This is a genomic window from Microbacterium sp. BR1, assembly GCF_002812725.1.
Taxonomy (GTDB): Bacteria; Actinomycetota; Actinomycetes; order Actinomycetales; family Microbacteriaceae; genus Microbacterium.
The window spans coordinates 183087-206699 of sequence record NZ_NMUN01000005.1 but is presented as its reverse complement, the minus strand read 5'-3'; the positions used below and the strand labels follow the sequence as shown (position 1 = coordinate 206699).

The 23613-nt window shown below is 70.0% G+C and carries 18 protein-coding genes; 13 read left to right on the top strand and 5 right to left on the bottom strand.

Features of this window, described 5'->3' with window-relative positions:
• Positions 1-42: 42 nt before the first annotated feature.
• A complete protein-coding gene (locus tag CGU35_RS10705) occupies positions 43-921 on the top strand; it encodes a TatD family hydrolase (RefSeq protein ID WP_100811554.1) in 879 nt (292 codons plus the stop codon).
• Position 922: 1 nt separating this feature from the next.
• Here CGU35_RS10705 and CGU35_RS10700 read toward each other — a convergent pair whose 3' ends face one another.
• The 4 genes from CGU35_RS10700 to CGU35_RS10680 form a co-directional block, all read right to left on the bottom strand.
• On the bottom strand, positions 923-2362 hold the full coding sequence (locus CGU35_RS10700) for a sugar porter family MFS transporter (RefSeq protein WP_100811679.1): 1440 nt from the start codon (positions 2360-2362) through the stop codon (positions 923-925).
• Positions 2363-2460: 98 nt separating this feature from the next.
• Positions 2461-4485: a glycosyl hydrolase gene (locus CGU35_RS10695; RefSeq protein WP_100811553.1), complete on the bottom strand. Its 2025-nt coding sequence runs from the start codon at positions 4483-4485 to the stop codon at positions 2461-2463.
• Positions 4482-5213: an HlyD family efflux transporter periplasmic adaptor subunit gene (locus CGU35_RS10690; protein WP_100811552.1), complete on the bottom strand. Its 732-nt coding sequence runs from the start codon at positions 5211-5213 to the stop codon at positions 4482-4484. The genes CGU35_RS10695 and CGU35_RS10690 overlap by 4 nt, the downstream gene beginning before the upstream one ends.
• Entirely contained in the window at positions 5210-7330 is a 2121-nt protein-coding gene (locus CGU35_RS10680) for a glycosyltransferase family 2 protein (RefSeq protein ID WP_232711262.1), read from the bottom strand. Before CGU35_RS10680 ends, CGU35_RS10690 begins: the two co-directional genes overlap by 4 nt.
• Before the next feature lie 237 nt (positions 7331-7567).
• Between CGU35_RS10680 and rsmA the strand changes: the two genes are divergently transcribed.
• The 8 genes from rsmA to CGU35_RS10645 all read left to right on the top strand — a co-directional run bounded on the left by rsmA (position 7568) and on the right by CGU35_RS10645 (position 17140).
• The gene (gene rsmA, locus CGU35_RS10675) at positions 7568-8455 is read left to right on the top strand and encodes a 16S rRNA (adenine(1518)-N(6)/adenine(1519)-N(6))-dimethyltransferase RsmA (RefSeq protein ID WP_100811551.1); all 888 of its coding nucleotides are present in this window, start codon (positions 7568-7570) and stop codon (positions 8453-8455) included.
• Positions 8452-9516: an aldo/keto reductase gene (locus CGU35_RS10670; RefSeq protein WP_100811550.1), complete on the top strand. Its 1065-nt coding sequence runs from the start codon at positions 8452-8454 to the stop codon at positions 9514-9516. Before rsmA ends, CGU35_RS10670 begins: the two co-directional genes overlap by 4 nt.
• Before the next feature lie 17 nt (positions 9517-9533).
• Complete coding sequence (locus CGU35_RS10665) at positions 9534-10457, top strand: 4-(cytidine 5'-diphospho)-2-C-methyl-D-erythritol kinase (protein WP_100811678.1); 924 nt, start codon at positions 9534-9536, stop codon at positions 10455-10457.
• 192 nt (positions 10458-10649) lie between these two features.
• A complete protein-coding gene (locus tag CGU35_RS18165) occupies positions 10650-11939 on the top strand; it encodes an aminotransferase class V-fold PLP-dependent enzyme (RefSeq protein ID WP_146047995.1) in 1290 nt (429 codons plus the stop codon).
• Entirely contained in the window at positions 11936-13027 is a 1092-nt protein-coding gene (gene solA, locus CGU35_RS18160; protein ID WP_146047996.1) for an N-methyl-L-tryptophan oxidase, read from the top strand. The genes CGU35_RS18165 and solA overlap by 4 nt, the downstream gene beginning before the upstream one ends.
• A complete protein-coding gene (locus CGU35_RS10655) occupies positions 13024-14574 on the top strand; it encodes a gamma-glutamyltransferase (RefSeq protein ID WP_100811548.1) in 1551 nt (516 codons plus the stop codon). The genes solA and CGU35_RS10655 overlap by 4 nt, the downstream gene beginning before the upstream one ends.
• A complete protein-coding gene (locus CGU35_RS10650; RefSeq protein ID WP_100811547.1) occupies positions 14571-16580 on the top strand; it encodes a primary-amine oxidase in 2010 nt (669 codons plus the stop codon). The genes CGU35_RS10655 and CGU35_RS10650 overlap by 4 nt, the downstream gene beginning before the upstream one ends.
• A 5-nt stretch (positions 16581-16585) precedes the next feature.
• Positions 16586-17140 (top strand): hypothetical protein, encoded by a 555-nt coding sequence (locus CGU35_RS10645; RefSeq protein ID WP_100811546.1) that lies wholly within the window; start codon positions 16586-16588, stop codon positions 17138-17140.
• A gap of 192 nt (positions 17141-17332) precedes the next feature.
• Here CGU35_RS10645 and CGU35_RS10640 read toward each other — a convergent pair whose 3' ends face one another.
• On the bottom strand, positions 17333-18055 hold the full coding sequence (locus CGU35_RS10640; protein WP_100811545.1) for a GntR family transcriptional regulator: 723 nt from the start codon (positions 18053-18055) through the stop codon (positions 17333-17335).
• Positions 18056-18208: 153 nt separating this feature from the next.
• On the opposite strand from CGU35_RS10640, the gene CGU35_RS10635 reads away from it, so the two are divergent.
• The 4 genes from CGU35_RS10635 to CGU35_RS10620 are packed head-to-tail and all read left to right on the top strand — an operon-like array spanning position 18209 to position 23580.
• Positions 18209-19162 (top strand): PDR/VanB family oxidoreductase, encoded by a 954-nt coding sequence (locus CGU35_RS10635; RefSeq protein WP_100811544.1) that lies wholly within the window; start codon positions 18209-18211, stop codon positions 19160-19162.
• A 49-nt stretch (positions 19163-19211) separates the two neighbouring features.
• The gene (locus tag CGU35_RS10630) at positions 19212-20549 is read left to right on the top strand and encodes a Rieske 2Fe-2S domain-containing protein (protein ID WP_100811543.1); all 1338 of its coding nucleotides are present in this window, start codon (positions 19212-19214) and stop codon (positions 20547-20549) included.
• A complete protein-coding gene (locus tag CGU35_RS10625) occupies positions 20542-22071 on the top strand; it encodes a glutamine synthetase family protein (protein ID WP_100811542.1) in 1530 nt (509 codons plus the stop codon). The genes CGU35_RS10630 and CGU35_RS10625 overlap by 8 nt, the downstream gene beginning before the upstream one ends.
• Positions 22072-22122: 51 nt before the next feature.
• A complete protein-coding gene (locus CGU35_RS10620; RefSeq protein WP_100811541.1) occupies positions 22123-23580 on the top strand; it encodes an aldehyde dehydrogenase family protein in 1458 nt (485 codons plus the stop codon).
• Positions 23581-23613: the final 33 nt, after the last annotated feature.

Below are 23613 nucleotides of genomic sequence, written 5' to 3'. Positions count from 1 at the left end.
TTCGTGGTGCCCGACGGGGCGAGGCGACATGGACGGCGCGACGTGACCGACCCGAGCCAGTACGTGCGCGAGCGCACGCAGGAGGGGCGGCGAGACATCCGGTATCCGGATGCTCCCGAGCCGCTGCGCGTCGCGGTCTACGACAACCACGCTCATCTCGAGATCATGGACGGCCCCGACCCGCTGAGCCTCGACGAGCAGCTCGAGCGGGCCGCGGAGGTCGGCGTGATCGGGGTCGTGCAGGCGGGCGGCGACATCGAGTCCAGTCGCTGGTCCGCGTGGGCCGCGGCGTCGCACCCCCGTGTGCTCGCCGCCGTCGCGATCCACCCCAACGAGGCGCCGGCCTACGCCGCGGCCGGCCGCCTCGACGAGGCCATCGCCGTGATCGACGAGCTCGCGGCGCAGCCCCGCGTGCGCGCGATCGGCGAGACGGGCCTGGACTTCTTCCGTACTGAGGAGGAAGGGTTGCCCGCGCAGTTCGAGAGCTTCGAGGCGCACATCGCGCTCGCCAAGAAGCACGGCATCGCGATGCAGATCCACGACCGCGACGCGCACGCCGCCGTCCTCGAGACGCTCGAGCGCGTTGGTGCTCCCGAGCGCACGGTCTTCCACTGCTTCTCGGGTGATGACGTCATGGCGCGAACCGCGGCGGAGCGGGGCTACTACCTCTCGTTCGCGGGAAACGTCACGTTCAAGAATGCCCAGAACCTGCGCGATGCCCTCGCGGTCACCCCGCGCGAGCGGATCCTGGTCGAGACCGATGCCCCGTTCCTGACGCCGGTGCCGCATCGGGGGCGCCCCAACGCTCCGTATCTGATCCCGGTGACGGTCCGCTTCATGGCCGCCGAACTCGACGTCGACGTCGACGAGTTGTGCGCGCAGCTCGCCGCCAACACCGTCGCGGCGTACGGCGAGTTCTGACCTACCGCGCGCGGGCGGCCTTCGCGGCGGCGCGGTCGTCGGCCGCGACGGTGAACAGCGTCTCGGTCTGCTCGAGCTCCATGCCCTTGGTCTCGGGGATGCGCAGGAGCACGTAGAAGAACGACAGGGCCGCGAACACGGCGTACATCAGATAGGTGAGCGGAAGCGACCATCCGGACATCGCCGGGAAGCTGACGGTGATCAGGAAGTTGGCGATCCACTGCGCCCCGGCGGCGACGCCGAGCGCCTTGCCGCGGATGCGGCTGGGGAAGATCTCGCCGAGCAGAACCCAGACCAGCGGGCCCCACGACGCACCGAAACCGATCACGAACAGGTTCGCCGCGACCAGCGCGATCGGACCCCACGCGCCGGGGAGCGACACCTCTCCATCGACCGTCTCGGCGAAGGCGAAAGACAGAGCCATGGCCCCGAGGGAGACGGCCATCATGACGGAACCGGTCAGCAGGATCGGTTTGCGCCCGACGCGGTCGACCAGCACGATCGCGACGATCGTGACCGCCACGTTGGTGACGGAGGTGATCACGCCGATGAGGAGCGAGTTCTGTTCGGTGAAGCCCACGGCCAGCCACAGCGTCGTCGAGTAGTAGAAGATCACGTTGATGCCGACGAACTGCTGGAAGACCGACAGGATGATGCCGGTCCAGACGATCGGCTGAAGCCCGAGCGCCTTGCCCCGGAGCGAAACGCCCCGTGACTTCTTGTCCTGCTGGATCTTCTGGTCGAGCTCGCGCATGGTCTGCTCGAGGTCGGCCTCGGGCACGAGTCGTGCGTATACCGCGCGGGCCTCGTCGTAACGCCCCTTCGCGATGAGGAAGCGGGGGGATTCGGGCATCGTGAACGCCAGTACGCCATAGACGAGCGCGGGAACGGCCTCGACGAGCAGCATCCAGCGCCACGCCTCGAGTCCGAACCACAGCTGCGACGACGCGCCACCCGCGACTCCCGCGAGAACGGCGTTGGAGAGGAGGGCGCCGAAGATTCCGAGGGTGATCGCGAGCTGCTGGAGCGAGCCGAGCGTGCCGCGGATCTGGCGCGGCGCGACCTCGGCGATGTAGGCCGGCGCAACCACGGAGGCGATTCCGATGCCGAGTCCGCCGATGAAGCGCCAGACCGTGAGGTCGATCGCGCTGACCGCGAGTCCGGAACCGATAGCGCTCGCAAAGAACAGCACGGCGCCGATCATCATGACCCGCAGGCGACCCCACCGGTCGCTCAGGACGCCCGCGAGCACGGCGCCCAGGGCGCAACCGAGCAGCGCGATGGCGACGACGAATCCCGTGACGACGGCATTGAGGCCGAACTGGTTCTCGATCGACGCGACAGCGCCGTTGATGACCGACGAATCGAAGCCGAAGAGGAACCCGCCGACGGCCGCCGCTATGGAGAGCCCCACCGCCCGTCGCCCGAAAGGGCTCTTCATCGAGAACGCTTGCGTGGGGATGGCTCCGGTGCTCACGACCGAAACACTACCCCCGCGTGCGGGAGGTGGCACGCATCACGGACCGGGCGATTCGAACATCACCCGGGCAGCGCAGCCAGCCACGCGAGGAGGAGGGAGCGGGCGTTCCCCGCGTCGATCGCCGAATCGGGGAGCGAGTCCAGCGCCTCTGCCGCCCCGGATGCCGCATCCGCTCCGCCCAGCGCCGCATATGCCAGGACGTAGTCGCCGAGCGCCCTCGTGAAGGCATCCGCGCCACCCGCCTCGGCGACGTTGCGCCGCACGCTCTCGGGGTTCTCGGCCAGGTAGGCGTAGCCGATCGGCGACACGGGGATCAGCTGGATGCCGAGAATCGCGGACGGCTCGGCGCTGAACCAGGTCGCGTAGTCACGCTTGCCACCCCACATGAGAGACAGCATGCCGTGCGAGAAGGCATCGCGGTTCGGGATGTCCGCCAGATCCGGTTCGAGCCAGAGCGTGCGAGCGGCGTACGCCTCGGCCGACAGCATCCAGGTCGCCTGCTCGCTCAGGGCCCCGTCGCCGACCAGGTCAGCCCAGAGCGCCAGCGCGTTCCAGGCCATGACCGCTTCCGAGGTCGATTCCTGGTTGTTGCCGTCGGCGAAGGGCGCGAGACCGGATGCCCAGGAGTGCCCCCGATAGGGGTCGAAATGGCGCAGACGGGGCAGGGACTCACCGTCGCCCGCGGCGATGTCGGCGGCCAGTGCCGAGATCACGGGGCGCATGCCGTCGATGCGGTCGGGGTCGAGCGCCGCGAGGGCCGTCGCCGCCGAGAGGAAGTAGCCATAGTGGAAATGGTGGTCGTTGGCCTCTTCCGAGCCGAACGACGGGGTCAGCCCGACGACGGTGCGCAGGACGGGGTCGTAGACGAAGCAGCGCGCTTCGCGCTTCTCGCAACCCGCCGGGTCCATCCACTCGGCCAGCTCGGACCACAGTCGGCCCGCCGCCTGGTCCGCGAGTTCCGTTTCGCCGAGACTCTGAGCGAGCAGACCGAGCGAGCCGATCCGGGCCATCGCCTTGCCGCCGCCGTAGGTGTCGGAGGGCAGCGTGGGCGTCGCGGCCAGGTCCTCGCGCAGTGCGTCGGTGATCCGCTCACGCGTGATGGCATCTGCGCCGGCTGGCGTGTCGATGTCCCCGAGGTCGAAGCTCGCCGTCGGCGTGAGCCGCGGTACGGATGACGTGAGTTCGGCGCCGGGGCAGGGTATTGCCGTGCCGTACGCGGTCGCGAAGGTGCCGAGAGCGCACGACGCATCGTCGCGCTGCCCGGGCGCGGCAACCAGGATGGTCGATCCGCTCCCGGTGTACGCGAGGCGGGTCGTTGCGGAGGTGTCGTCGAGGGCGAAGGATGTCTGGACTCCCGTGACCGGTTGACCCAGCGCATCCGCCCATGCCTCGATCGTCGAGTCCTCGGGAACCGCGAACCACTGAGCGCTCGCGCCCGCGCGCAGCCGCAGCGTGGATCCGCTCACGTCGGCATCGGGGGCGACGACGCCGTAGGTCTGGCCCTGAGCTGCGACGCTCCAGGTGCCGTCGCCCTCGGCGACGAGCGACGCGGGTGCCGACAGCGCGGTGTCGCGCTCCGCCACGAACCCGACGACGGGCCATCCCTCGGCGATCGTCAGGTGGCCGACCGGACCCGTGTCGTCCCGGTACTCCAGCGTGATCGAGACGGGGTCGTGACGGGTCGCGGCGAACGATGTCGCGTCCGTCTCGATCATGAGACCGACGCCGGCGGACGCCGCGATGGTCGTCGGGGTGACCGTGACCTTCGGAAGCTCGACCGAGAACGACGAACCCGTGGCGCGGAAGGCGAGCGGGTAGGGATAGACGGCCTGGGGTGCGTCGCCGAAGACCAGCCCGGAGTACCAGCGGTTCGTCGGCGGCACGTCGCCGTCGGCGAGACGCATCGTCACGCCCGCGGCGACCTGTCGTTCGGGAAGGGGCGCCCATTCCACGATCGCGGCGGCATCCGGCCCCCGCGGGGTGTGCTCCGCGGGCGCGGGAGACAGCGAGCAGGCGGCGAGGATGCACCCGAGCACAGCGACGCCGGCCGCAGCGACGACGCTGCGGCGCGCGCCGGAGGTCACAGCCCGACTTTTCGCAGCAGGTCGCTCACGGCGTCCGCGACACCGGCGAAGGGGCCATCGTCACGCAGCTCCAGGGTCGCCACGACGGGTGTCCCGGGCTGGAAAGGCCCGGTCGTCAGGGCGCCGGCGAGCTCGTCGCTCTCGATCCGCAGCGTCGACAGTGCCTGGCCGTCGACCGTCGTGACCTGGATCGCCGTGACCGTACCGGGCAGCGTGGACTGGTTGGGCAGACGGAGCGAGACGGAACTGCCGACCTCGATGCGGCCGTAGTCGCGCGCCGTGAGGACGAACTCGGCCTCGACGAACAGGCTGCCCGCGCGGTCCACCGTCGCGAGGACACCACCGGCCTGAGCGAATCCGCCCTGCGGGACATCGATCGAGGACACCGTGCCATCGACCGTCGAGACGACGGTGGCGGTGCCGTCGGCGTCGACGGTCGCGATCCCATCGCTCTCGTCGAGCGAGGCCGTTGCCGTCTCGCGCTGCAACTGCAGGCTGCGGACGGCGAAGAGCGGCTGACCGGCCACGACCTCATCGCCCTCGTCCACGAGCTGTTCGACGACGATCCCGCCGAAGTCGGTGCCCACCGGGTAGCGCTGCGAGACGAGCATCGCGCTCGCGCTCTGCACCTGGTGCTGCCGCTGATTGAAGACGAGCGTGCACGCGGCGACGATTGCGAGGGTCAGCACCAGACCGACCGCGAGACGGACCCTGTTACCCCACGTCATCCGACAGAACCCCCGCCGGCGAGCTGCGCCTGTGCCCGTGCGCGCCGAGCTTCGGCCCGGGTCGCCGGAATGGGCGCAGGTGGGGGAGTGATCGAGGGGACGGTCGTCGAGGGGAGGGGGGTTGCTCGGGCCGTCGCCGAGGATGCTGTCGCGGACGGGGCGGTGGCCGGAATCGCCACGAAGCCCGGACGGGAGACCACGGTGCGGTTCGTGCTCGGCATCGTCGGCGTGAGGCTCGAGAGGTCGCGCGGAAGCTGCCGTCTGATCCATCGCGATTCGCGTGAGACCGCGATCAGGAAGGCACCGAGGATCACGGTGTTCGTCGCGTTCCAGGCCGTGGCCAGGGTGAAGGTCTCGTTCTGGGTATCGCGCCAGACCGCCACGACGGTCGTGAGCGCCAGGAAGACGAAGAACATCATCTGCGGCAGGACGAAGTTGAACGGCGACCGTCTGGACGACGAACCCGTCACATGCCAGCCGACATCCTTGCCCGAGATGACGTTGACGAGGGCTTTGGTGTAGATCGGGAACGACACCGTCGCCAGGGTCAGTGTCTCCCACTTGAAAGATCCGACCGCGAACCATGCGAGAAGGATCTGCATCACATAGAAGCCGGCGTAGTACAGGAACCAGGTGCCGACACTGAGTTCCATCGTGACCGGACGCAGGTCGAAGTAGATCTCGAACGGCGGCACCAACAGCAGGAGCAGTGGCGAGATGCCCGTCAGATAGAAGCTCGCGGTGACGAGGTACTGGATGCGCTGGTCCATCGTCAATCGCCGGGCCGGACTGAGCGGGTTGTACCTGAGCAGGATCTCGAATCCGCCCGTCGCCCAGCGCAGCTGCTGCTTGCTGTAGGCCTCGACGGTCTCGGGCGCGTCGCCGATCGCCAGGACATCGGGGATGAACACGGACCGCCACCCGGCCTCGTGCAGGGTCAGGGTGGTCCAGACGTCCTCGGACTTCGAGTCGGTGTAGAGCCCCCCGATCTCGTCGATCGCGCGCCGCCGGAAGATGACGTTCGTGCCCACGCAGAGCGCGGCGTTGAAGCGATTGCGGCCGGGCTGGACGAAGCGGTAGAACACGCTCTGCATGTACGCCGCGCCCCGCGAGATGACCGTGTTCAGGTTGCCGTACACCTGCGGCGTCTGCACGAACGCGACGCCTTCTTCGACGAAGAACGGCACGGTCTCCAGCAGGAATCGGGGCGACGGGACGAAGTCCGCATCGAGCACGACGAAGAAATCACCCTTCGCCAGCGTGAGGGCGTGGTTGACGTTGCCGGCCTTGGCGCCGTGCGAGGTCAGGCGGCGGACGTAGCGCGCACCGAGCTCCGCCGCCAACGCGCGCACGTCGTCGGAGCGGCCGTCGTCGAGGATCCACGTGTGGTGGCGTCCCTCGATCGCGATCGCCGCCGTGACGGTGCGGCGGATGATGCCGAGATCTTCGCCGTAGACCGTGATGAGCACGTCGATGTCGACGGGTCGACCGCTCAGCGAGAGCCTGCCATCCGGTCCCCGCAGGCGCGCCGCCGCGTCGTGATAGGCGAACGTCCGCGGGTCGCGCGCGCCCGAGAGGATCGTCCACATCGACAGCAGGGCATGGAAGACGAGGATCGACTCCGCCACGATGACCATCACGTACGGAATTGTGTCGCCTCGGTGCTCGGGGCTGAGCAGGAAGAACGAGTAGGCGAGGATGCCGATCGTCGCCACGACGACCATCAGCGTCATGACGGGAGTGGGACCCCCGCGTGCCGCCGCGTGCTGGTCGTAGGCGTTGGTTCGAGGCGAGCGCCGGTCGGCTCGTAGGGGCGGCTCGGCCGTCAACTCGGGGGCGTCGACGACGGGCCGTGCGGGCGCCGGATGGACGCCGGGGTGCAGCGCCGCCGGAACGGAGCGCTCGGGGGCAGCGGGATCGAGGGCGGGGGCGGGTGGGGAGCGGCGCAGGGCGAGTCCATCGCCGCGGGCGCGGGCATCCGCGATGGATGACACGCGGGCCAGGGGCGACTCGGGCGAGGGCGGAGCCGCCGTGCGCGCTTCGCCCGCGATCTGATCGTCCGATTCGTGTGACGCGCGCTGCTGCGTGAGCGTCGTCGTATCCAAGACGATTGCCATTCATCCCCCAGTGGTCCCGCTATCCCCGTTTGCGATCGCAGCCTCACGGGCCGCTCGGGCTTCCGGCCCCAGATGAGCAGCTTCCCCGGCCGCTGAGCTTCGAGGTTAGCGGGGAGCGCCGCCCACGACAGTCCCCGGTTTGTGAACATCATGTGACGATTCGCGCGGGGCGGACCCGCATCGCGGACGGGCGATGGGCACGGTGTCGCGGGGAACGCACGGCCTAGGCTGGATCCCATGTCGGTGACACTGCTCGGCGCCTCCGAGATCCGCCGATTGGCCGCGGAACTGGACGTGACCCCCACGAAGAAGCTCGGCCAGAACTTCGTCGTCGACGCCAACACGGTCCGACGCATCGTGCAGATCGCTCGCGTGGCCGAGGGCGATCGGGTCCTGGAGGTGGGGCCGGGTCTCGGATCCCTCACCCTCGCGATCCTCGAGACCGGAGCATCCGTCACCGCCGTCGAGATCGATCATCGCCTCGCCGCTCGCCTGCCCGAAACGGCGCGCGCGCACGGCGTTGCGGACGGCGCGTTCACGGTGGTCGACGCCGATGCGCTGCGGGTCACCGAACTGCCGGGCGATCCGCGCGTGCTGGTCGCGAACCTGCCGTACAACGTCTCGGTGCCCGTTCTGCTGCACCTGCTCGAGCATTTCCCCGGCCTCGGGCGCGGGGTCGTCATGGTGCAGGCCGAGGTGGGCGAGCGTCTCGCGGCGCCCCCGGGGTCGAAGGTCTACGGCGCCCCGAGCGTCAAGGCGGCGTGGTACGGCACGTGGCGTCTCGCCGGGATGGTCTCGCGCCAGGTGTTCTGGCCCGTCCCGAACGTCGACTCGGTGCTCGTCGCGTTCGAACGCGACGACCAGCCGCGGGGGAGCGACGACGATCGCCGCGCGGTGTTCGCGATCGTCGATGCCGCGTTCCAACAGCGCCGCAAGATGTTGCGCCAGGCGCTCGCCGCCGTGCTCGGCGGCAGTGCGGCGGATGCCTCGGCCATCCTCATCGCGGCGGGTGTCGCGCCGACCGCGCGCGGCGAAGAGCTCGGCATCGACGAGTTCGAACGCATCGCCGCCGCTTTGCGCGAGGCATCGCCTGGTGCACCGGGGATCGTTAGCCTGGGTGGATGAGCGACAGCAACCGGTTTGCCCCCACGACTGAACTGCACCGCCCGTACGCGGCCGCCGCGGAACGCTACAGCGGCACCGGATACCGCCAGGTCGGCACATCCGGGCTCTACCTGCCCCCGATCTCGCTCGGCCTGTGGTGGAACTTCGGCGACAACATTCCCTTCGACGACCAGCGCGCGCTGCTGCGCGGCGCGTTCGACCGGGGGATCACGCACTTCGACCTGGCCAACAACTACGGCCCCCCGTACGGCTCGGCCGAGACCAACTTCGGGCGGATGATGCGCGAGGACTTCGCGCCCTATCGCAACGAACTGATCATCTCGTCGAAGGCCGGCTACGACATGTGGCCGGGACCGTACGGCAACCACGGTTCGCGCAAGTACCTGATCGCGTCCGCGGAGGAGTCGCTCACGCGCATGGGGCTCGACTACGTCGACATCTTCTACTCGCACCGGGCGGACGCCGTGACCCCGATCGAAGAGACGATCGGCGCGCTCGACACACTCGTCCGGCAGGGTAAGGCGCTGTACGTCGGAATCTCGTCCTACAGTGCCGCGCGCACGGCCGAGGCCGCCGCGGTGGCACGCTCGCTCGGCACGCCGCTCGTCATCCACCAGCCGTCGTACTCGATCCTCAATCGCTGGGTCGAGGACGGGCTGACGGGTGTTTTGCGCCAGGAGGGCATGGGCGCCATCGCGTTCACGCCTCTCGCGCAGGGCCTGCTGACGTCGAAGTACCTGGGCGACGGATCGGCCGATCGCGCGCAGAAGCGCGGGTCGCTGCCGAGCGGGCGGCTCTCGGACGACGCGGTCGCGAAGCTCCGGGGCCTCGACGTCATCGCGAAGGAACGCGGTCAGACGCTGGCGCAGCTCGCGCTGCAGTGGGTGTTGCGCGACGGCGTCGTGACGTCGGCACTGATCGGGGCATCCCGCACGGAGCAGCTCGACGAGAACATCGCCGCTCTGGCGGGCCCGGCGTTCGACACCGAGGAACTGGAGCAGATCGACGCCTTGTCGGATTCGCTCGACGTCAACCTGTGGGCGGAGTCGTCCGCGCTGTGAGCACCGCTGGCCCGATGATGCCCGAAGCTCAGCGCGTGCACGTGCGTGCGCCGGGCAAGGTGAACCTCTTCCTCGAGGTCGGTCGGGTCATGGACGATGGTTACCACGAGCTGGCGACCGCCTTTCAGGCCGTCTCGCTGTTCGAGGACGTGTGGGCCACGCCATCCGATGACTTCTCGGTCTCGGTCCACGGTCCGGTCGACACCTCGGGGGTGCCGCTCGACGATCGCAATCTGGCTCTGCGCGCGGCGCGGTTGCTGGCCCGCAAAGCGGGTTACGGCGGTGGTGTGCACCTCGAGATCCGCAAGGGCGTGCCGGTCGCGGGGGGCATGGGCGGCGGTTCCGCGGATGCCGCGGCGGCCCTCGTCGCGTGCGACGCGCTGTGGGACACGCGCCTGACGACCATCCAGTTGCAGAGCCTCGCGGCCCGACTCGGAGCAGACGTCCCCTTCGCGTTGCAGGGCGGGACGGCGGTCGGCACGGGTCGCGGCGATGAGCTGAGCGCGGCGTTGGCCCGCGGCCGATTCGAGTGGGTCTTCGTGACGGATGACGGGGGCCTGTCGACCCCGCAGGTCTATGCCGAGCTCGATGCGCATCGCGAGCGCGGTCGCACCGACATCGCGCCCGCGGCCCGCCCCCCGGTGGTCGATGCCGATGTCCTGCACGCATTGCGCGCGGGGGATCCCCTCCGTCTGGCGGCGTCGCTGCGCAACGACCTGCAGATCGCGGCACAGAACCTGCGTCCGGACCTTGCCGCCCGGATTGAGCAGGGGGAGCGCGCGGGAGCCCTCGCGGGCATCGTCTCGGGGTCGGGCCCGACGACCGCGTTCCTGTGCGCCGACGCCGAGGCCGCGCTCGACGTACGCGTCGCCCTGTCGGCATCGGGGCTCGTCGCCTTCGGCGCGCACGGTCCGGTGCCCGGCGCCCGCGTCGTCCCCTGATCCCTTCGCGCCGCCCCGCCGAGATCGCCGCTCGTCGCCGAGTCCGCCGGATGCTTGCTGCGGACAACCGGCGGGCTCGAGGCCGGCGGGCGATCTCGACGGGGAAGGTGGTGGTGCGAGCGAAGTACATCTGTCCTCAAGTTGGATCCACTCGTGGTAGTTTTGGATCCTCACTGTGAAGGGCGATGGCGGATGGAACCGATCGAGGCGGCGCACGTACGTCCCGTTGACGCGAGTGCCCCGGTCGCGGACGCCGCGCTCGACGCACACACCGTTATCGATGTGGCCGCCGAACGCGCGCGCACCGTCGGCGCGGGCCTGTCGCACCACTTCAACGCCGCGGGTGCGGCTCTGCCCTCCGCCGATGTGGTCTCGACGGTCATCGATCACCTGCGGCGCGAAGAACGCCTGGGCGGGTACGAGGCCGCCGCGGCGATGCGGGATCAGAGCGATGCCGTGTACGACGCGGCCGCCGCGCTGATCGGGGCATCCGCACCCGAGATCGCGATCTTCGACAGCGCATCCACCGGCCTGCGCGTGCTGATGGACGCCCTGCGCCCGACGCGGAGCGATCGGATCGTCGCGTCCAGCACGACCTACGTCAGCCACGCACTGCAACTCATGACGATGGCCCGGGAGCAGAACGTCGACCTCGTCGTCGCTCCCGTCGATGAGCACGGACGGATGGATGTCGCGGCGCTCGACGCTCTGCTCGCCGATGGTCGCCCCTCGGTCGTCACGGTCTCGCACATCCCGACCTCGTCGGGTCTCACCGAGCCGGTCGAGCGGATCGGAGAGGTCGCGCGTCGGCACGGTGCCACCTACATCGTCGACGCGACGCAATCCATCGGCCACCTCGCCGTGGACGTCGACCGGATCGGATGCGACGCGCTCGTCACGACGGGACGCAAGTTCTTGCGAGGGCCGCGCGGCACGGGCTTCGGCTACATCCGTTCGTCCCTGCTGGAGCGGCTCACGCCGACGGCGCCGGATGTTCGCGGCGCGAAGTGGACGGGCCCGACCGACTGGGAGCTGAGCCCCTCGGCTCGCAGATTCGAAACCTGGGAGAGCTCGGTCGCCACGCGGCTCGGGCTCGGCGTCGCGCTGCGCGAGGCACTCGAGCGCGGGCCCGAAAGCACCGAGTCGTGGCTGCTCGAGCGCGCCCTGCTGTTGCGCCGCTCGCTGTCTCTCATCCCGGGCGTCTCTGTCGTGGACCCCGTGGGTTCGACCTCGGCGATCGTGACCTTCGTCGTCGAGGGAGTCGCGGCGGGCCGGGTCGTCGAAGCGCTCGCCAGCGTCGACGTCCGCGTGGTCGCCGTTCCGGACACCCACGGGCAGTGGGATCTCGGGGCGCGCGCGATACCCTCTGTCGTGCGCGCATCGATCCACGTCTACAACGACGAAGCGGATCTGGACGCGCTGCTGGCGGCCGTCGAGGGGGTCAGTCCCGCTTCTCGACCCCGGTGGGAGGTGACGTCATGAGCGAACGCATCGACGTCGTCGTCGCCGGTCTCGGAATCCACGGCAGCGCGGCGGTGGCGAGCCTCGCTCGCCGCGGGCGTCGCGTCGTCGGCATCGACCGGTTCGACGACGGGCACGCGCGCGGATCGTCGCACGGACGCACCCGCATGATCCGCCGCGCCTATCCGAACCCCGTCTGGAACGGCCTGGTCGACAACGCCTACGAGGCCTGGGCCGCGCTCGAGCGCGAGACGGGGCGCAAGCTCGTCTACCGGACCGGCGGCATGTATGCACACGCGGGCGACTCGCAGCTGCAGGGTCCCGACTGCGAACTGATCGATGACCGTCAACGGATGCAGAAGCGGATGCCGGCCTTTGCCGTCCCCGAGGGGTATCACGCCGTCTTCGACCCGCACGCCGGGATCATCGAGGCCGAGCGTGCCCTGATCTCGCTGCGCGAGGTGGCCACCAAACGTGGCGCCGAGCTGCGATTCGGCGAGTCCCTGCTCGGCTGGGAGCCGCACGGTGATGGCGTGCGCGTGCGTACCTCGAGCGGCGTGGTCGATGCCGGTCGCCTGGTGATCGCGGGTGGCCCGTTCATGGGGGCCCTCATCCCGCAGCTCGCCCCGCTGCTCGAGGTCTGGCGCATCCTGACCCTCACGGTTCCGTCCGGACAGTCGCTCGGGGGCCCACCGAGCCTGGGCGCATTCTCGGTCGATCGCCCCGAGGGCCTGGTCTTCGGGATTCCCGATGTGGATGGCAACGGCACCAAGATCGGCGTCGACGCCGGGCTCGTCTGGGATCCGGAAGAAGCGCCCGACCCGCCCACGGCGGCAGAGATCGAATCGCTCCAGGCGCTGCTGTCGGAATACGTTCCCGGCATCGACACGACGCCCGTCGAGGCAGCTTCCTGCCTCTACACGATGACCGAGGATCGCCGCTTCGTGATCGGTGAGCTCGCCGATCAGCCCGGCGTGATCATCGCATCGGCCTGTTCCGGTCACGGGTTCAAGTTCGGCCCCGCGGTCGGCGACGCCCTCGCCGACCTGAGTGACGGCGTCACGCGCGACGACCTCTCGTTCGTCTCGACCGAGAGGAGAGGGTTGTGAGCACCGAGCGGGTCGTCGCTCTCGCCGCACCGCACCGCGAGGCCGTGGCGGCCGGGCAGCGGGCGAGCGCGGCCGGCGGCAATGCCATCGACGCCGCGCTTGCCGCGGCCACGATGCTCACGGTCGTCTACCCCCACCAGTGCGCCCTCGGCGGCGACCTGATCGCGCTCGTCCGGACGCCGACGGGCGAGACCCTCTCGATCGTGTCGGCGGGCGCGGCACCGCGCGACATCCTGTCGGCCGCGGGCGAATGGTCGACGATGCCGCGCCAGGGCGCGCATCCCGTCACCGTGCCGGGGATCGTGGCGGGATGGCTCGCGCTCGAACGTCTCGGCGCGCGCCTGCCGCTCGGCGAGGCCCTTGCCGAGGCGGCGGCCGTCGCCGCGAACGGAACCGAGGTCAGCCCCGGGCTCGAACGCGCGATCGACTCCCGGATCGACGCGGTGCGTGCCGACCCGGGACTCTCGGCCGTGTTCGCGCCGGGCGGGCGCCCGCTGCGCGCGGCCGACACCCTCGTTCAGCCGGCCCTCGCGGCGACGCTGCGCCGCCTCGCCGCCGACCCGCAGGACATCTACACCGGCGACACCGCCCGTTTGCTCGTCGCGGCGCTGCGCGCGGCGGGTGGGACGCACGACGTCGCCGACTTCGCCGAGCACGTCGCCGAGGTGGCGCCGAGCCTCGAGGTCGAGACCGCGGGCGCCCGCTGGCATGCCGCGCCGCCTCCATCCGTCGGGGCCGTGCTGCTGGGTCTCGTGAAGACGTTCCACGAGGATGGCCGCATCGAGGGGCCGTCGCTGCTGGACGCCGCGCTCCGCGGGGTCGACGCGCGTGCCGAGTACCTCGGGGACCCCCGCACGGCGCCGGTGAACGTCTCGGCGATGCTCGCGCTCGGCGGTCTCGATCCTCGCGTCCTGGACGAACCGCCCGCGCAGGGCGACACCGTCGCCGTCACCGCGTCGGACGACGAGGGATGGGGCGTGACGCTCATCCAGAGCGTCTTCCACACCTTCGGCTGCGGCATCCTCGAACCCGAGACCGGCATCGTGCTGCACAATCGCGGCGCGGCCTTCTCGCTCGATCCCGCCTCGCCCGCGCGGCTCACGCCCGCCTCGCGCCCGCCCCACACGCTCTGCCCCGTGATCGTCGAGGATGACTCGACCACCGTGATCGCCGGGTGCCAGGGCGGTCGCGCCCAGCCGTGGATCCTGTCGCAGCTGCTGCCGGCCCTCCGCGACCCCGGCTCCGCGCTCGACGATACGCTCGCGGTGCCGCGCTGGTTGGTCGGCGATGTCGATCTCGGTCAGCCGCGGCTCTCGCTCGTCATCGAACCGGGCGTCGACCCTCTGGTCGTCGAGCGGGCCGAAGCCATCGAGCTGCCGATCGCGCGATTCCCGGGACCCGACGACTCCGCGGGGCACGTTCAAGTCATCCGTCGCACCACCGCAGCGGGCGCCACCCGCCTCGAGGCGGCCAGCGATCCACGCGCCGACGGCGCGGGCATCGTCGCCACCTTCCCGAGCCCGCACGACCGAGAGGACCCGTCATGACCGCCCATCTCAGCACCGAGCATCCCCGCACCGAGCAGCTCAGCACCCCGCACCTCGACATCGGGACACGTCGCTGGAGCGACCCGCTCACCACGGCCGAGATCGAGGGTGTCGTCGCGCTCGTCAAGCGGGACGAGCGCATCGGCGAGCACCCGCGCTTCTGGGGCATGGCCGTCGAGGAGAGCCTCGCGCGGAGCCTCGCGCCGGGCCAGGGACGGCCGGTGCGGCTCGTCGTGATGAACCCCCACGCGCACGCCGCGTGGGAGGTCACGGGCTGGACCACGGGCACCGACCGCGAGGCATCCGTCGCCGCGTGGGCGCCCGTCGATGCCAAGCGCCCCGGCGTCTCCTCCGACGAGGCGCGCCTGATCGCGCAGGCCGCCAAGAACCACCCCCTCGTCGTCGAGGCGCTGGCCAAGCGCGGCATCACCGACACCTCGCTCGTGTGGGTCGACCCCGAGTCGATCACCGGCTTCGAGCCCGAGGATCTGGCCGACCGCCGCCTGTCGTGGGGCACGGTCTGGTACCGCGAATCGGTCGACGACAACGGATATGCCCGGCCCGTCGCGGGCCTCGTGCCGATCCTCGACCTCGAGACCCTCGACGTCATCCGCATCGAGGACCACGGTGTCATTCCCATGGCGAGCGAGGGCGGCAACTACCGCTCCGGCACGTGGGGCCCCGACCGCACGGTCGCGCCGCTCGAGATCACGCAACCCGAGGGACCCGGTTTCGCGGTCGACGGGCACGAGGTCACCTGGCAGAACTGGTCGTTCCGTATCGGCTTCACGCACCGCGAAGGTCTCGTGCTGCACGACATCGCCTACAAGGACGGCGACACCGTCCGTCCCGTCATGCGCCGTGCATCCGTCAACGAGATGTACGTGCCGTACCTCGACTCGGACCCGACCGCGTACCGCAAGAACTTCTTCGACTGGGGCGAGTACGGCGCGGGGCCGCTGACGGCGTCGCTCGAGCTCGGTTGCGACTGCCTCGGCGAGATCCGCTACTTCGACGCCCACGTGCTCGACGGGCTCGGCGCGACCAAGACGATCAAGAACGGCGTGTGCCTGCACGAAGAGGATGCCTCGATTCTCTGGAAGCACGTCAACACCCGCACCGATGAGGCCGATGTGCGCCGTTCGCGGCGCCTGGTCATCTCGTTCTTCGCGACGGTGGCGAACTACGACTACGGGTTCTACTGGTCGCTGTACCAGGACGGCAACATCGAGCTCGAGATCAAGCTCACCGGCATCCTCTCGGTCTCGGGGATCGACGACGGCAAGATGCCGTCGTTCGGCCGCATGGTGAGCCCGAACGTGCAGGCCCCGACGCACCAGCACTACTTCGCCGTGCGCCTCGACACGGCGGTCGACGGGTCGAGGAACCGCCTGGTCGAGGTGCACGCCGAGGTCGAAGACGACGACGAGCTCAACCCCTACGGCAACGCCGTCAAGATGGTCGCCGAGACGATCGCCTCCGAGAAGGACGCGGGTCGGATGGCGGATGCCTCGCGCGCGCTGCACTGGCGCGTCGAGAACACCGAGAAGACGAACCGGTTCGGGGAGTCGACGGCGTACCGCCTCTACCTCCCGCACACGACGCGGCTGTTCGCCAAGCCCGGCAGCGTCGTCGCCCGCAAGGCGCCCTTCGTCGCCAAGCACCTGTGGGCTACGGCGTACGACGCGAACGAGCGCTTCATCGCGGGGGAGTACCCCAACCAGGCCCCGCTCGAGGCCGAGGGCATCACCGCGTGGCAGCAGGCCGACCGGCCGCTGGATGGCGCAGAGCTCGTGCTGTGGCCGATCGTCGGCATACATCACTACCCCAAGCCCGAGGAGTGGCCGATCATGCCCGTGCACCGCATCGGGCTGCGCCTCGAGCCGGACGGATTCTTCACGCGCAACCCCTCGCTCGACCTGCCGCCCTCGTCGCCCGGTCACTGCGCACCCGGCGCGGGCCACGATCACTCGGGCCACGATCACTCCGCGCACGATCACCACTGAAGCCCGTGAGCGAGTTCCTGCACCTCGCGGCGCTCGCACCCGCGGGAGTTGCGGCGTGCTGCGTGGCATCGGGTCGGGGACGCCGCCGCGGGCGGACGGTCGAGATCGCCGTCGCCGTGCTGATGCTCGCGGCGATGATCGACGTATCGCGCTCGGCGCCCCTCGTTGCGCCGGTGCTGTGGGCGGGCCTGCTGCTCCTCGGCGGGCTCACGCTCGCGGCCACGACGGGGCGCCGATCGGGACCCGCGCGTGCCGAGCCGGGCACGCCTGCGTTCGCGCACGGGTCGATCCACGGGGCCCTCGGGTGCGTCGTCATGGCGGCGCTCGTGATGGTCATGGTCGCGCCGACACAGGGCGCGAGCGCGGGTGTGGCGAGTCATCACGGGGCTCCGCTCCTGGGGGCCTCGGCATCGGTCCTCACCGTTGCGATCGGCGCGGGCGTGCTCGCGTACGCCGTGTACTCGGTCGTCGCGCTCCGGCATGGACCGGTGCGCGAACGCATCCAGTTCGCCGCGATGGGCGCGTCGACGCTCGGGATGGCCGCCGCCGTCCTGCTCTGACGTCGAGCATCCGCGTGCCCCTCGCACCCCGCCGGCCCTCTTCGCCGAAGCCCCAGATTCGCGGCGAAACACCCACCGTCGTGGGGTGTTTTGGCGCATATGGGGCGTTTTGCGCAGGAGCGGCACGTGGTCGCCTGTGTCGGGCGATGCTTCGTCGCGCAGCGACGAAGCGAAATACGGGCTCGGGGCGACTCAGCCGACGAAGACGGTGGAGGAGCGCTGCTCGTACCAGCGCGCGAGGTGCTCGCCCGCTGCGAGGACGTGCGCCCTCATCTCGGTCCGCGCGCGGTCGGCATCGCCGCTCTCGAGCGCCTCGATGATGCGCTGGTGCTCGAGGAAGTTCTCTTCGCGGTGGCGCGCATCGTGCACCAGCAGCTGAGCCGAGACGTTGCGCGGGAAGGTGTCGTTGATCTCCTCGATCGATCGCGCGAGCCGGTTGTTCGCGGCGACGCGGGCGATCGTGGTGTGGAAGGTGTCGTTCTCTTGACGGCTTTCGAGTGCGGCCTCGGTGCCCGGCTCCGACTCGGTCAGCGGACGATCGAACATCTGCTGGTTCGCGAGCCTCAGGGTGTCGAGATCACCACGCGAGATGCGGCTCACCGCGCGAGATGCGGCGAGAGCTTCGAGTTCGGCACGCACCTCGTACGCCTCGCGCACCTCCCAGGGCACGGGCACGCGCACAATGGCGCCCCGGTTGGGGACGACCTCGATCAGGCCGCCGCTCTGCAGTTGGCGAAGGGCCTCGCGCACCGGAGTGCGGCTGACGCCATAGTCGCTGGCGAGCTCGGCCTGGCGTAGCTGCGCGCCGATCGGGATGTCTCCCGACATGATCCGCGCGCGAATCTTGGCCGCGATCTCGTCCACCAGGGCATGACCCGTGGCTCCCGAAATGAGCGTGTCCTCGTCCGACGCCATGCCTTCCCCCTGGTTTCCGCGCCTGTTCTGCGCGTTCGAACGGTAGCAGACAGGTCCGGGGCGGGGAACGATCGGCGCACCTTTGCGTCCGCTTTCCGAAGTATTGGATCCAGAAGTACGTGAATCGGATCCACGCGCTGCTAGGCTTCTCGCATGGTCACCCACGACGATGCCCCCGACATCGCGGTGCGCGTGCGCGCTCTCCGCGTCGAGGCGGACGGCGTGATGTCGGTCGAACTCGACGCGCTCTCGGGAGTCCTTCCTCCCTGGGAGCCCGGCGCGCACATCGACCTCGTCGTGCCCGGCGCCCCGGTCCGCCAGTATTCGCTGAGCGGCGACCCCGCGGCGCCCCACTACCGGATCGCCGTGCTCCGCGAGAGCGACAGCCGGGGTGGGTCGCGCTACGTGCACGAGACCCTGCGCCCGGGTGACGAGGTGGCCATCCGCGGCCCCCGCAACCACTTCGCGCTCGAACCCGCGGACGAATACCTGTTCATCGCCGGAGGCATCGGTATCACGCCGATGCTGCCGATGGTGAGTGCCGCGGCAGCGGCCGGCGCGCGCTGGCGGCTGGTCTACCTCGGATCCGCGTGCTCGCGCATGCCGTTCGTCGACGAGCTGACGGCGCTGGGCGGAGACATCCGCCTCGCGCCCCGCGACGAGGTGGGCCGTGCGGACCTGGTCGAAGAGATCGTCGCGCGCCCCGACGCGCTCGTCTACGCGTGCGGACCGGAACGGATGCTGAGCGCCCTGCGCGAGGTGATCCCCGACGATGCGAGCGGCAACGGACGGCTCCGCTACGAGTACTTCTCTGCTCCGGTCGTCGAATACGAACCCGGTGGGCCCTTCGTCATCCGTCTGGAGACGACCGGGGTCGATGTCGAGGTCGACCCCGACACGAGCGTGCTCGAAGCGTTGCGATCCGTCGGCGTGGAGGTGCTCTCGGACTGCGAAGAGGGCATCTGCGGCAGCTGCGAGACGCACGTGATCTCGGGTGAGGTCGAGCACCGGGACTTCGTCCTGACCGCCCAGGAGAAGGAGCGCAACGACTGCATGATGGTCTGCGTTTCGCGTGCCGCCTGCCCATTGCTCGTGCTCGACGCATAGAACTTGGATACAATATGGTGAACATCGGATACCGAAGGAGTCGCGGGTCATGCTGAAGCAGGAAGACAACGACAAGATCACGCGCTCGGGTCCGGGGACGCCCCTGGGCAACCTCCTGCGTTCGTACTGGCAGCCCGCGGGTCTCGTCTCCGAGATGCCGGGGGATCGTCCCGTCAAGCAGGTCCGCATCATGAGCGAAGACCTCGTGCTGTTCAAGAAGCGCGAGGGATGGGGCCTGATCAGTCGCTACTGCGCCCACCGCGGCGTGGACCTCTCCTACGGGCGACTCGAAGAGGACGGCATCCGCTGCCTGTACCACGGCTGGCTCTACGACGGCGAGGGACGCTGCGTCGAGCAGCCCGCCGAGCCCGAGCACAGCCAGTTCCTCGGCAAGATCCGCATCGCGAATTACCCCTGCATCGAGCGCAACGGCATCATCTTCACGTACATGGGCGCGGGCGACCCGCCCCCGTTCCCGCACTACGACTGCTTCGTGGCGCCCGAGGAGTACACCTTCGCGTTCAAGGGACTGTGGGACTGCAACTGGCTGCAGGGGCTCGAGGGCGGCATCGACCCGAGTCACGTCTCGTTCCTGCACCGTTTCATTCAGGAGGACCCGCGCGAGGTCTACGGCCAGCAGTTCAGCGAAGAGGTCGAGGGCACCGGCAAGAAGCTCTCGATGCTCGTCGGCGAGAGCTTCCGGCCCGACATCGAGGTCGAGAGCGCCGACCACGGCCTGCGCGTCTTCGCCATCCGCCAGCTGACCGAGGACATCAAGCACGTCCGCGTCACCAACCTGATGTTCCCGAACGCGTTCGTCGTGCCCTTCGGCAACTCGAAGGTGTTCACGCAGTGGCACGTGCCGATCGACGACGAGCACCACTACTGGTACATGATCTGGTATGACTTCGCCGAGGTCACCGACAAGGACACGCTGCTCCAGCAGCGCCTCGAGGGCGTGAGCCTGCCCGACTACCGGCCGCTGCGCAACCGCGACAACAACTGGGGCTTCGACCCGCAGGAGCAGAAGGACCTCACGTACACGGGTATGGGCCTGGACATCAACGTCCACGACCAGTGGGCCGTCGAGAGCATGGGCCCGATCCAGGACCGCACGGTCGAGCGCCTCGGCGTCTCGGACCGCGCCGTCACGGCGAACCGGCGTCTGCTGCTGCGCGCGATCGACTCGTTCGCGTCGGGCGGCGAGACGCCCTCGCATCCGATCAGCGAAGAGGATGCCGCAAAGCTCACCGGCCCGCTCGCGATGGACACGATCGCCGCCAATGACGCATGGCAGACCCGGTGGATCGAGCGCGAGCAGCAGCGTCGCGACGCCTCGCCCTGGGCCGCGCCGCAGGCCAGCGCCGAGGTGAGCATCGATGCATGAGCGCAACGTCGACGAGCGCGCGGTCGCCGAGGGCGGCGGCGGGATCTCGGCGCGCCCCATGCTCGCGAAGGACCGCGACGGGTTCATCCACCGCCACGACCTCTGGACCGAGGCGCAGTACGCCGCGGCGGGCCAGATGCGCCGCGTCATGGACGAGATCGGCATCGAGATGGTGCGTTTCTCGTTCGTCGACCAGCACGGGATCCTGCGCGGCAAGACCCTGACCCGCGCGGCCGTCCCCACGGCCCTGCGCTCGGGCGTCACGGCGCCGAGCTCCCTCCTGCTCAAGGACACCTCGGGCCAGTCGGTCTTCTCGGTCTTCTCGGAAGACACCGGGGTCGGCGTCGAGGGCTTCAGCGGCGCGGGCGACATCGTGCTCGTGCCCGACCCCCTCACGTTCCGCGTGCTGCCCTGGGCCGATGGCACCGCCATGGTGCTGTGCGACCTGCGTTTTCCGGATGGCTCGCCCGTGCCGTTCTGCAGCCGTTCCATCCTGCGCACGGAGCTGACCGCGCTCGCGGCGCGCGGCTACGGCATGACGGTCGGTGCCGAGTTGGAGTTCCACGTCTACCGCGACGACCAGACCCCGCTCGCGGCCGAGGACATCGGCGCCCCGGGGCGCCCGGGTGCCGCCGCCGCGGGTCTGCCGACGACGCGCGGCTCGCAGCTGCTGCACGAGGAGGGGCTCGATGCGATGCAGCCCCTCGTCGACGCGCTCTACCGCGGCCTGACGCTGCTCGATCTGCCCCTGCGCTCGATCGAGCTGGAGTTCGGACCCAGCCAGTTCGAGCTGACGATGGAAGCGGGGGACGCCGCGCAGATCGCCGACGCGATCGTGCTGTGCCGCAGCGCCGTCCGCCGGATCTGCGCGCGGATGGGCTACCACGCGACGTTCATGTCCCGCCCGCAGGGTGCCGAGGGCGCCTCGACCGGATGGCACCTGCACCAGTCGCTGTACGAACTCGAGACCGGACGCGGCGCCTTCGTGCCGGATGCCGAGGGCACGACGCTCTCTCTGGTCGGGTCGGCATACCTTGCGGGTCTGCTCGAACACGCGCCCGCGGCATCCGCCTTCGCCACCCCGACCGTCAACGGCTACAAGCGCTACCAGCCGTTCTCGCTCGCACCCGACCGGGTCGCGTGGGGGATCGACAACAAGGGCGCCATGATCCGTGCCGTCGGCGGCGTCGGCGACCCGGCGACCCGCCTCGAGAACCGCTCTGGCGAGCCCGCCGCGAACCCGTACCTCTACATCGCGTCGCAGCTGATCAGCGGGATGGACGGCATGGAGCGGGGCCTGATCCCGCCCGCGCCGACGACCAACCCCTATACGGCGGACGCCCCGCGCCTGCCCGCGAGCCTGGCCGCCGCCGTCGATGCGCTCGTCGTGGACGAGGCGTTCCGCTCGGCGCTCGGGCCCACCGTGGTGGACTGGTACGCGACGATCAAACGTGCCGAGTTCGACCGGTATCTTCGGCACGTCTCGGACTGGGAACAGCGCGAGTACTTCGGGATCTTCTAGGCCCGCCCCGGACAGCCCGCCGCACACCGCACGACGAAGAAGGATGAAGACATGACCTTGAGAGCCGGCGTCACCGCCCTGCCCCCGTACGAGCCGTTCCTGCTCGGAGGAGTGTGGACCGAGCGCGGCGAGCGTGACGTGCTCGACATCTTCGACCCGGCGACCGAGGAGCTGCTGACGACCGTCGCTCAGGCGACGGACGCCGACGTGGACGCGGCGGTCTCGTCTGCGGTCGCCGCGCACCGCGACCGGCGGTGGATCGGCCTCGCCCCGCTCGAGCGCACCCGCATCCTGCACCGCGTCGCCGACCTGATCGAGGAGCGCCTGGAAGAACTGGCGATCCTCGAGACGCGCGACAACGGCAAGCCGATCGAGCGCTCCCGCGCCGATACGGCCAGCGCGGCACGCACGTTCCGTCACTTCGCCGGCGCACCCTCGCGCCTGGGCGGAACCGTCATCCCGATCGACGGCGGCGCCCACCACGTCTACACGACGCTCGAGCCGGTCGGTGCGGTCGCGATCATCCTGCCCTGGAACTTCCCGATCATGACCGCCGCGTTCAAGCTCGCCCCGGCGCTCGCCGCGGGCTGCACGGTCGTCGCCAAGCCCGCTGAGGACACTCCGCTGACGCTCCTGCGCCTCGGCGCCATCATGATCGAGGCCGGCGTGCCCGAGGGCGTCGTCAGCATCCTCACCGGGGACGGCCGCGTCGGCGCCGCGCTGACGAAGCACCCCGGCATCGCGAAGGTGTCGTTCACCGGATCGACCGAGGTCGGGCGCAGCGTCATGTCCGCCGCCGTCGACGGGTTCAAGCGCCTGACCCTCGAGCTCGGCGGCAAGAGCCCCAACATCGTCTTCGAGGACGCCGACCTCGACGCCGCGGTACTGACCGCTATGCGCGCTTCGTTCGGCCACTCGGGGCAGATGTGCACGGCCGGCAGTCGCCTGCTCGTGCAGCGCTCGATCCTCGACGAGATGACCGAGCGCCTCGCGGCGGCCGTCGCGAAGGTGCCCGTCGGCGACGGCCTGGATGGCGGCGTCACGGTCGGCCCGCTCGTGTCGGAAGAGCAGCGCCAGCGCGTGCTCGGCTACATCCGCGAGGGCGAGCGCGAGGGCGCGACCCTCATCGCGGGCGGCGGAACGCGCGGGCCCGGGTTCTACGTCGAGCCAACCCTCTTCTCGGGTGTCACGAACGACATGACGATCGCGCGCGAGGAGATCTTCGGCCCCGTCGTCGGCATCATCGCGTTCGACGACGAGGCCGACGCCGTCCGCATCGCCAACGACACGAACTACGGTCTGGCCGCGGGCGTGTGGACCCGCGATCTGGGGCGCGCCCACCGCATGGCCGCCGCGATCCACGCCGGAACCGTCTGGATCAACACGTACAACATCTTCGACCCCGCCCTGTCGTTCGGTGGGGTGGGCGAGTCCGGCCTCGGGCGCGATCTCGGCGACGAGGGCCTGCGCGGGTTCTGCGAGTCCAAGAGCGTCGTCATCGCGATCTGATTCGCCCGGCCCGCTCCACCCCACCTCCCCGAA

Coding starts and splice junctions, on each gene's coding strand:
- CGU35_RS10700 (WP_100811679.1), bottom strand. CDS start 2,362: ATGAAGAGCCCTTTCGGGCGACGGGCGGTGGGGCTCTCCATAGCGGCG.
- CGU35_RS10690 (WP_100811552.1), bottom strand. CDS start 5,213: ATGACGTGGGGTAACAGGGTCCGTCTCGCGGTCGGTCTGGTGCTGACC.
- CGU35_RS10680 (WP_232711262.1), bottom strand. CDS start 7,330: ATGGCAATCGTCTTGGATACGACGACGCTCACGCAGCAGCGCGCGTCA.
- rsmA (WP_100811551.1), top strand. CDS start 7,568: ATGTCGGTGACACTGCTCGGCGCCTCCGAGATCCGCCGATTGGCCGCG.
- CGU35_RS10670 (WP_100811550.1), top strand. CDS start 8,452: ATGAGCGACAGCAACCGGTTTGCCCCCACGACTGAACTGCACCGCCCG.
- CGU35_RS10665 (WP_100811678.1), top strand. CDS start 9,534: ATGCCCGAAGCTCAGCGCGTGCACGTGCGTGCGCCGGGCAAGGTGAAC.
- CGU35_RS18165 (WP_146047995.1), top strand. CDS start 10,650: ATGGAACCGATCGAGGCGGCGCACGTACGTCCCGTTGACGCGAGTGCC.
- solA (WP_146047996.1), top strand. CDS start 11,936: ATGAGCGAACGCATCGACGTCGTCGTCGCCGGTCTCGGAATCCACGGC.
- CGU35_RS10650 (WP_100811547.1), top strand. CDS start 14,571: ATGACCGCCCATCTCAGCACCGAGCATCCCCGCACCGAGCAGCTCAGC.
- CGU35_RS10640 (WP_100811545.1), bottom strand. CDS start 18,055: ATGGCGTCGGACGAGGACACGCTCATTTCGGGAGCCACGGGTCATGCC.
- CGU35_RS10635 (WP_100811544.1), top strand. CDS start 18,209: ATGGTCACCCACGACGATGCCCCCGACATCGCGGTGCGCGTGCGCGCT.
- CGU35_RS10630 (WP_100811543.1), top strand. CDS start 19,212: ATGCTGAAGCAGGAAGACAACGACAAGATCACGCGCTCGGGTCCGGGG.
- CGU35_RS10625 (WP_100811542.1), top strand. CDS start 20,542: ATGCATGAGCGCAACGTCGACGAGCGCGCGGTCGCCGAGGGCGGCGGC.
- CGU35_RS10620 (WP_100811541.1), top strand. CDS start 22,123: ATGACCTTGAGAGCCGGCGTCACCGCCCTGCCCCCGTACGAGCCGTTC.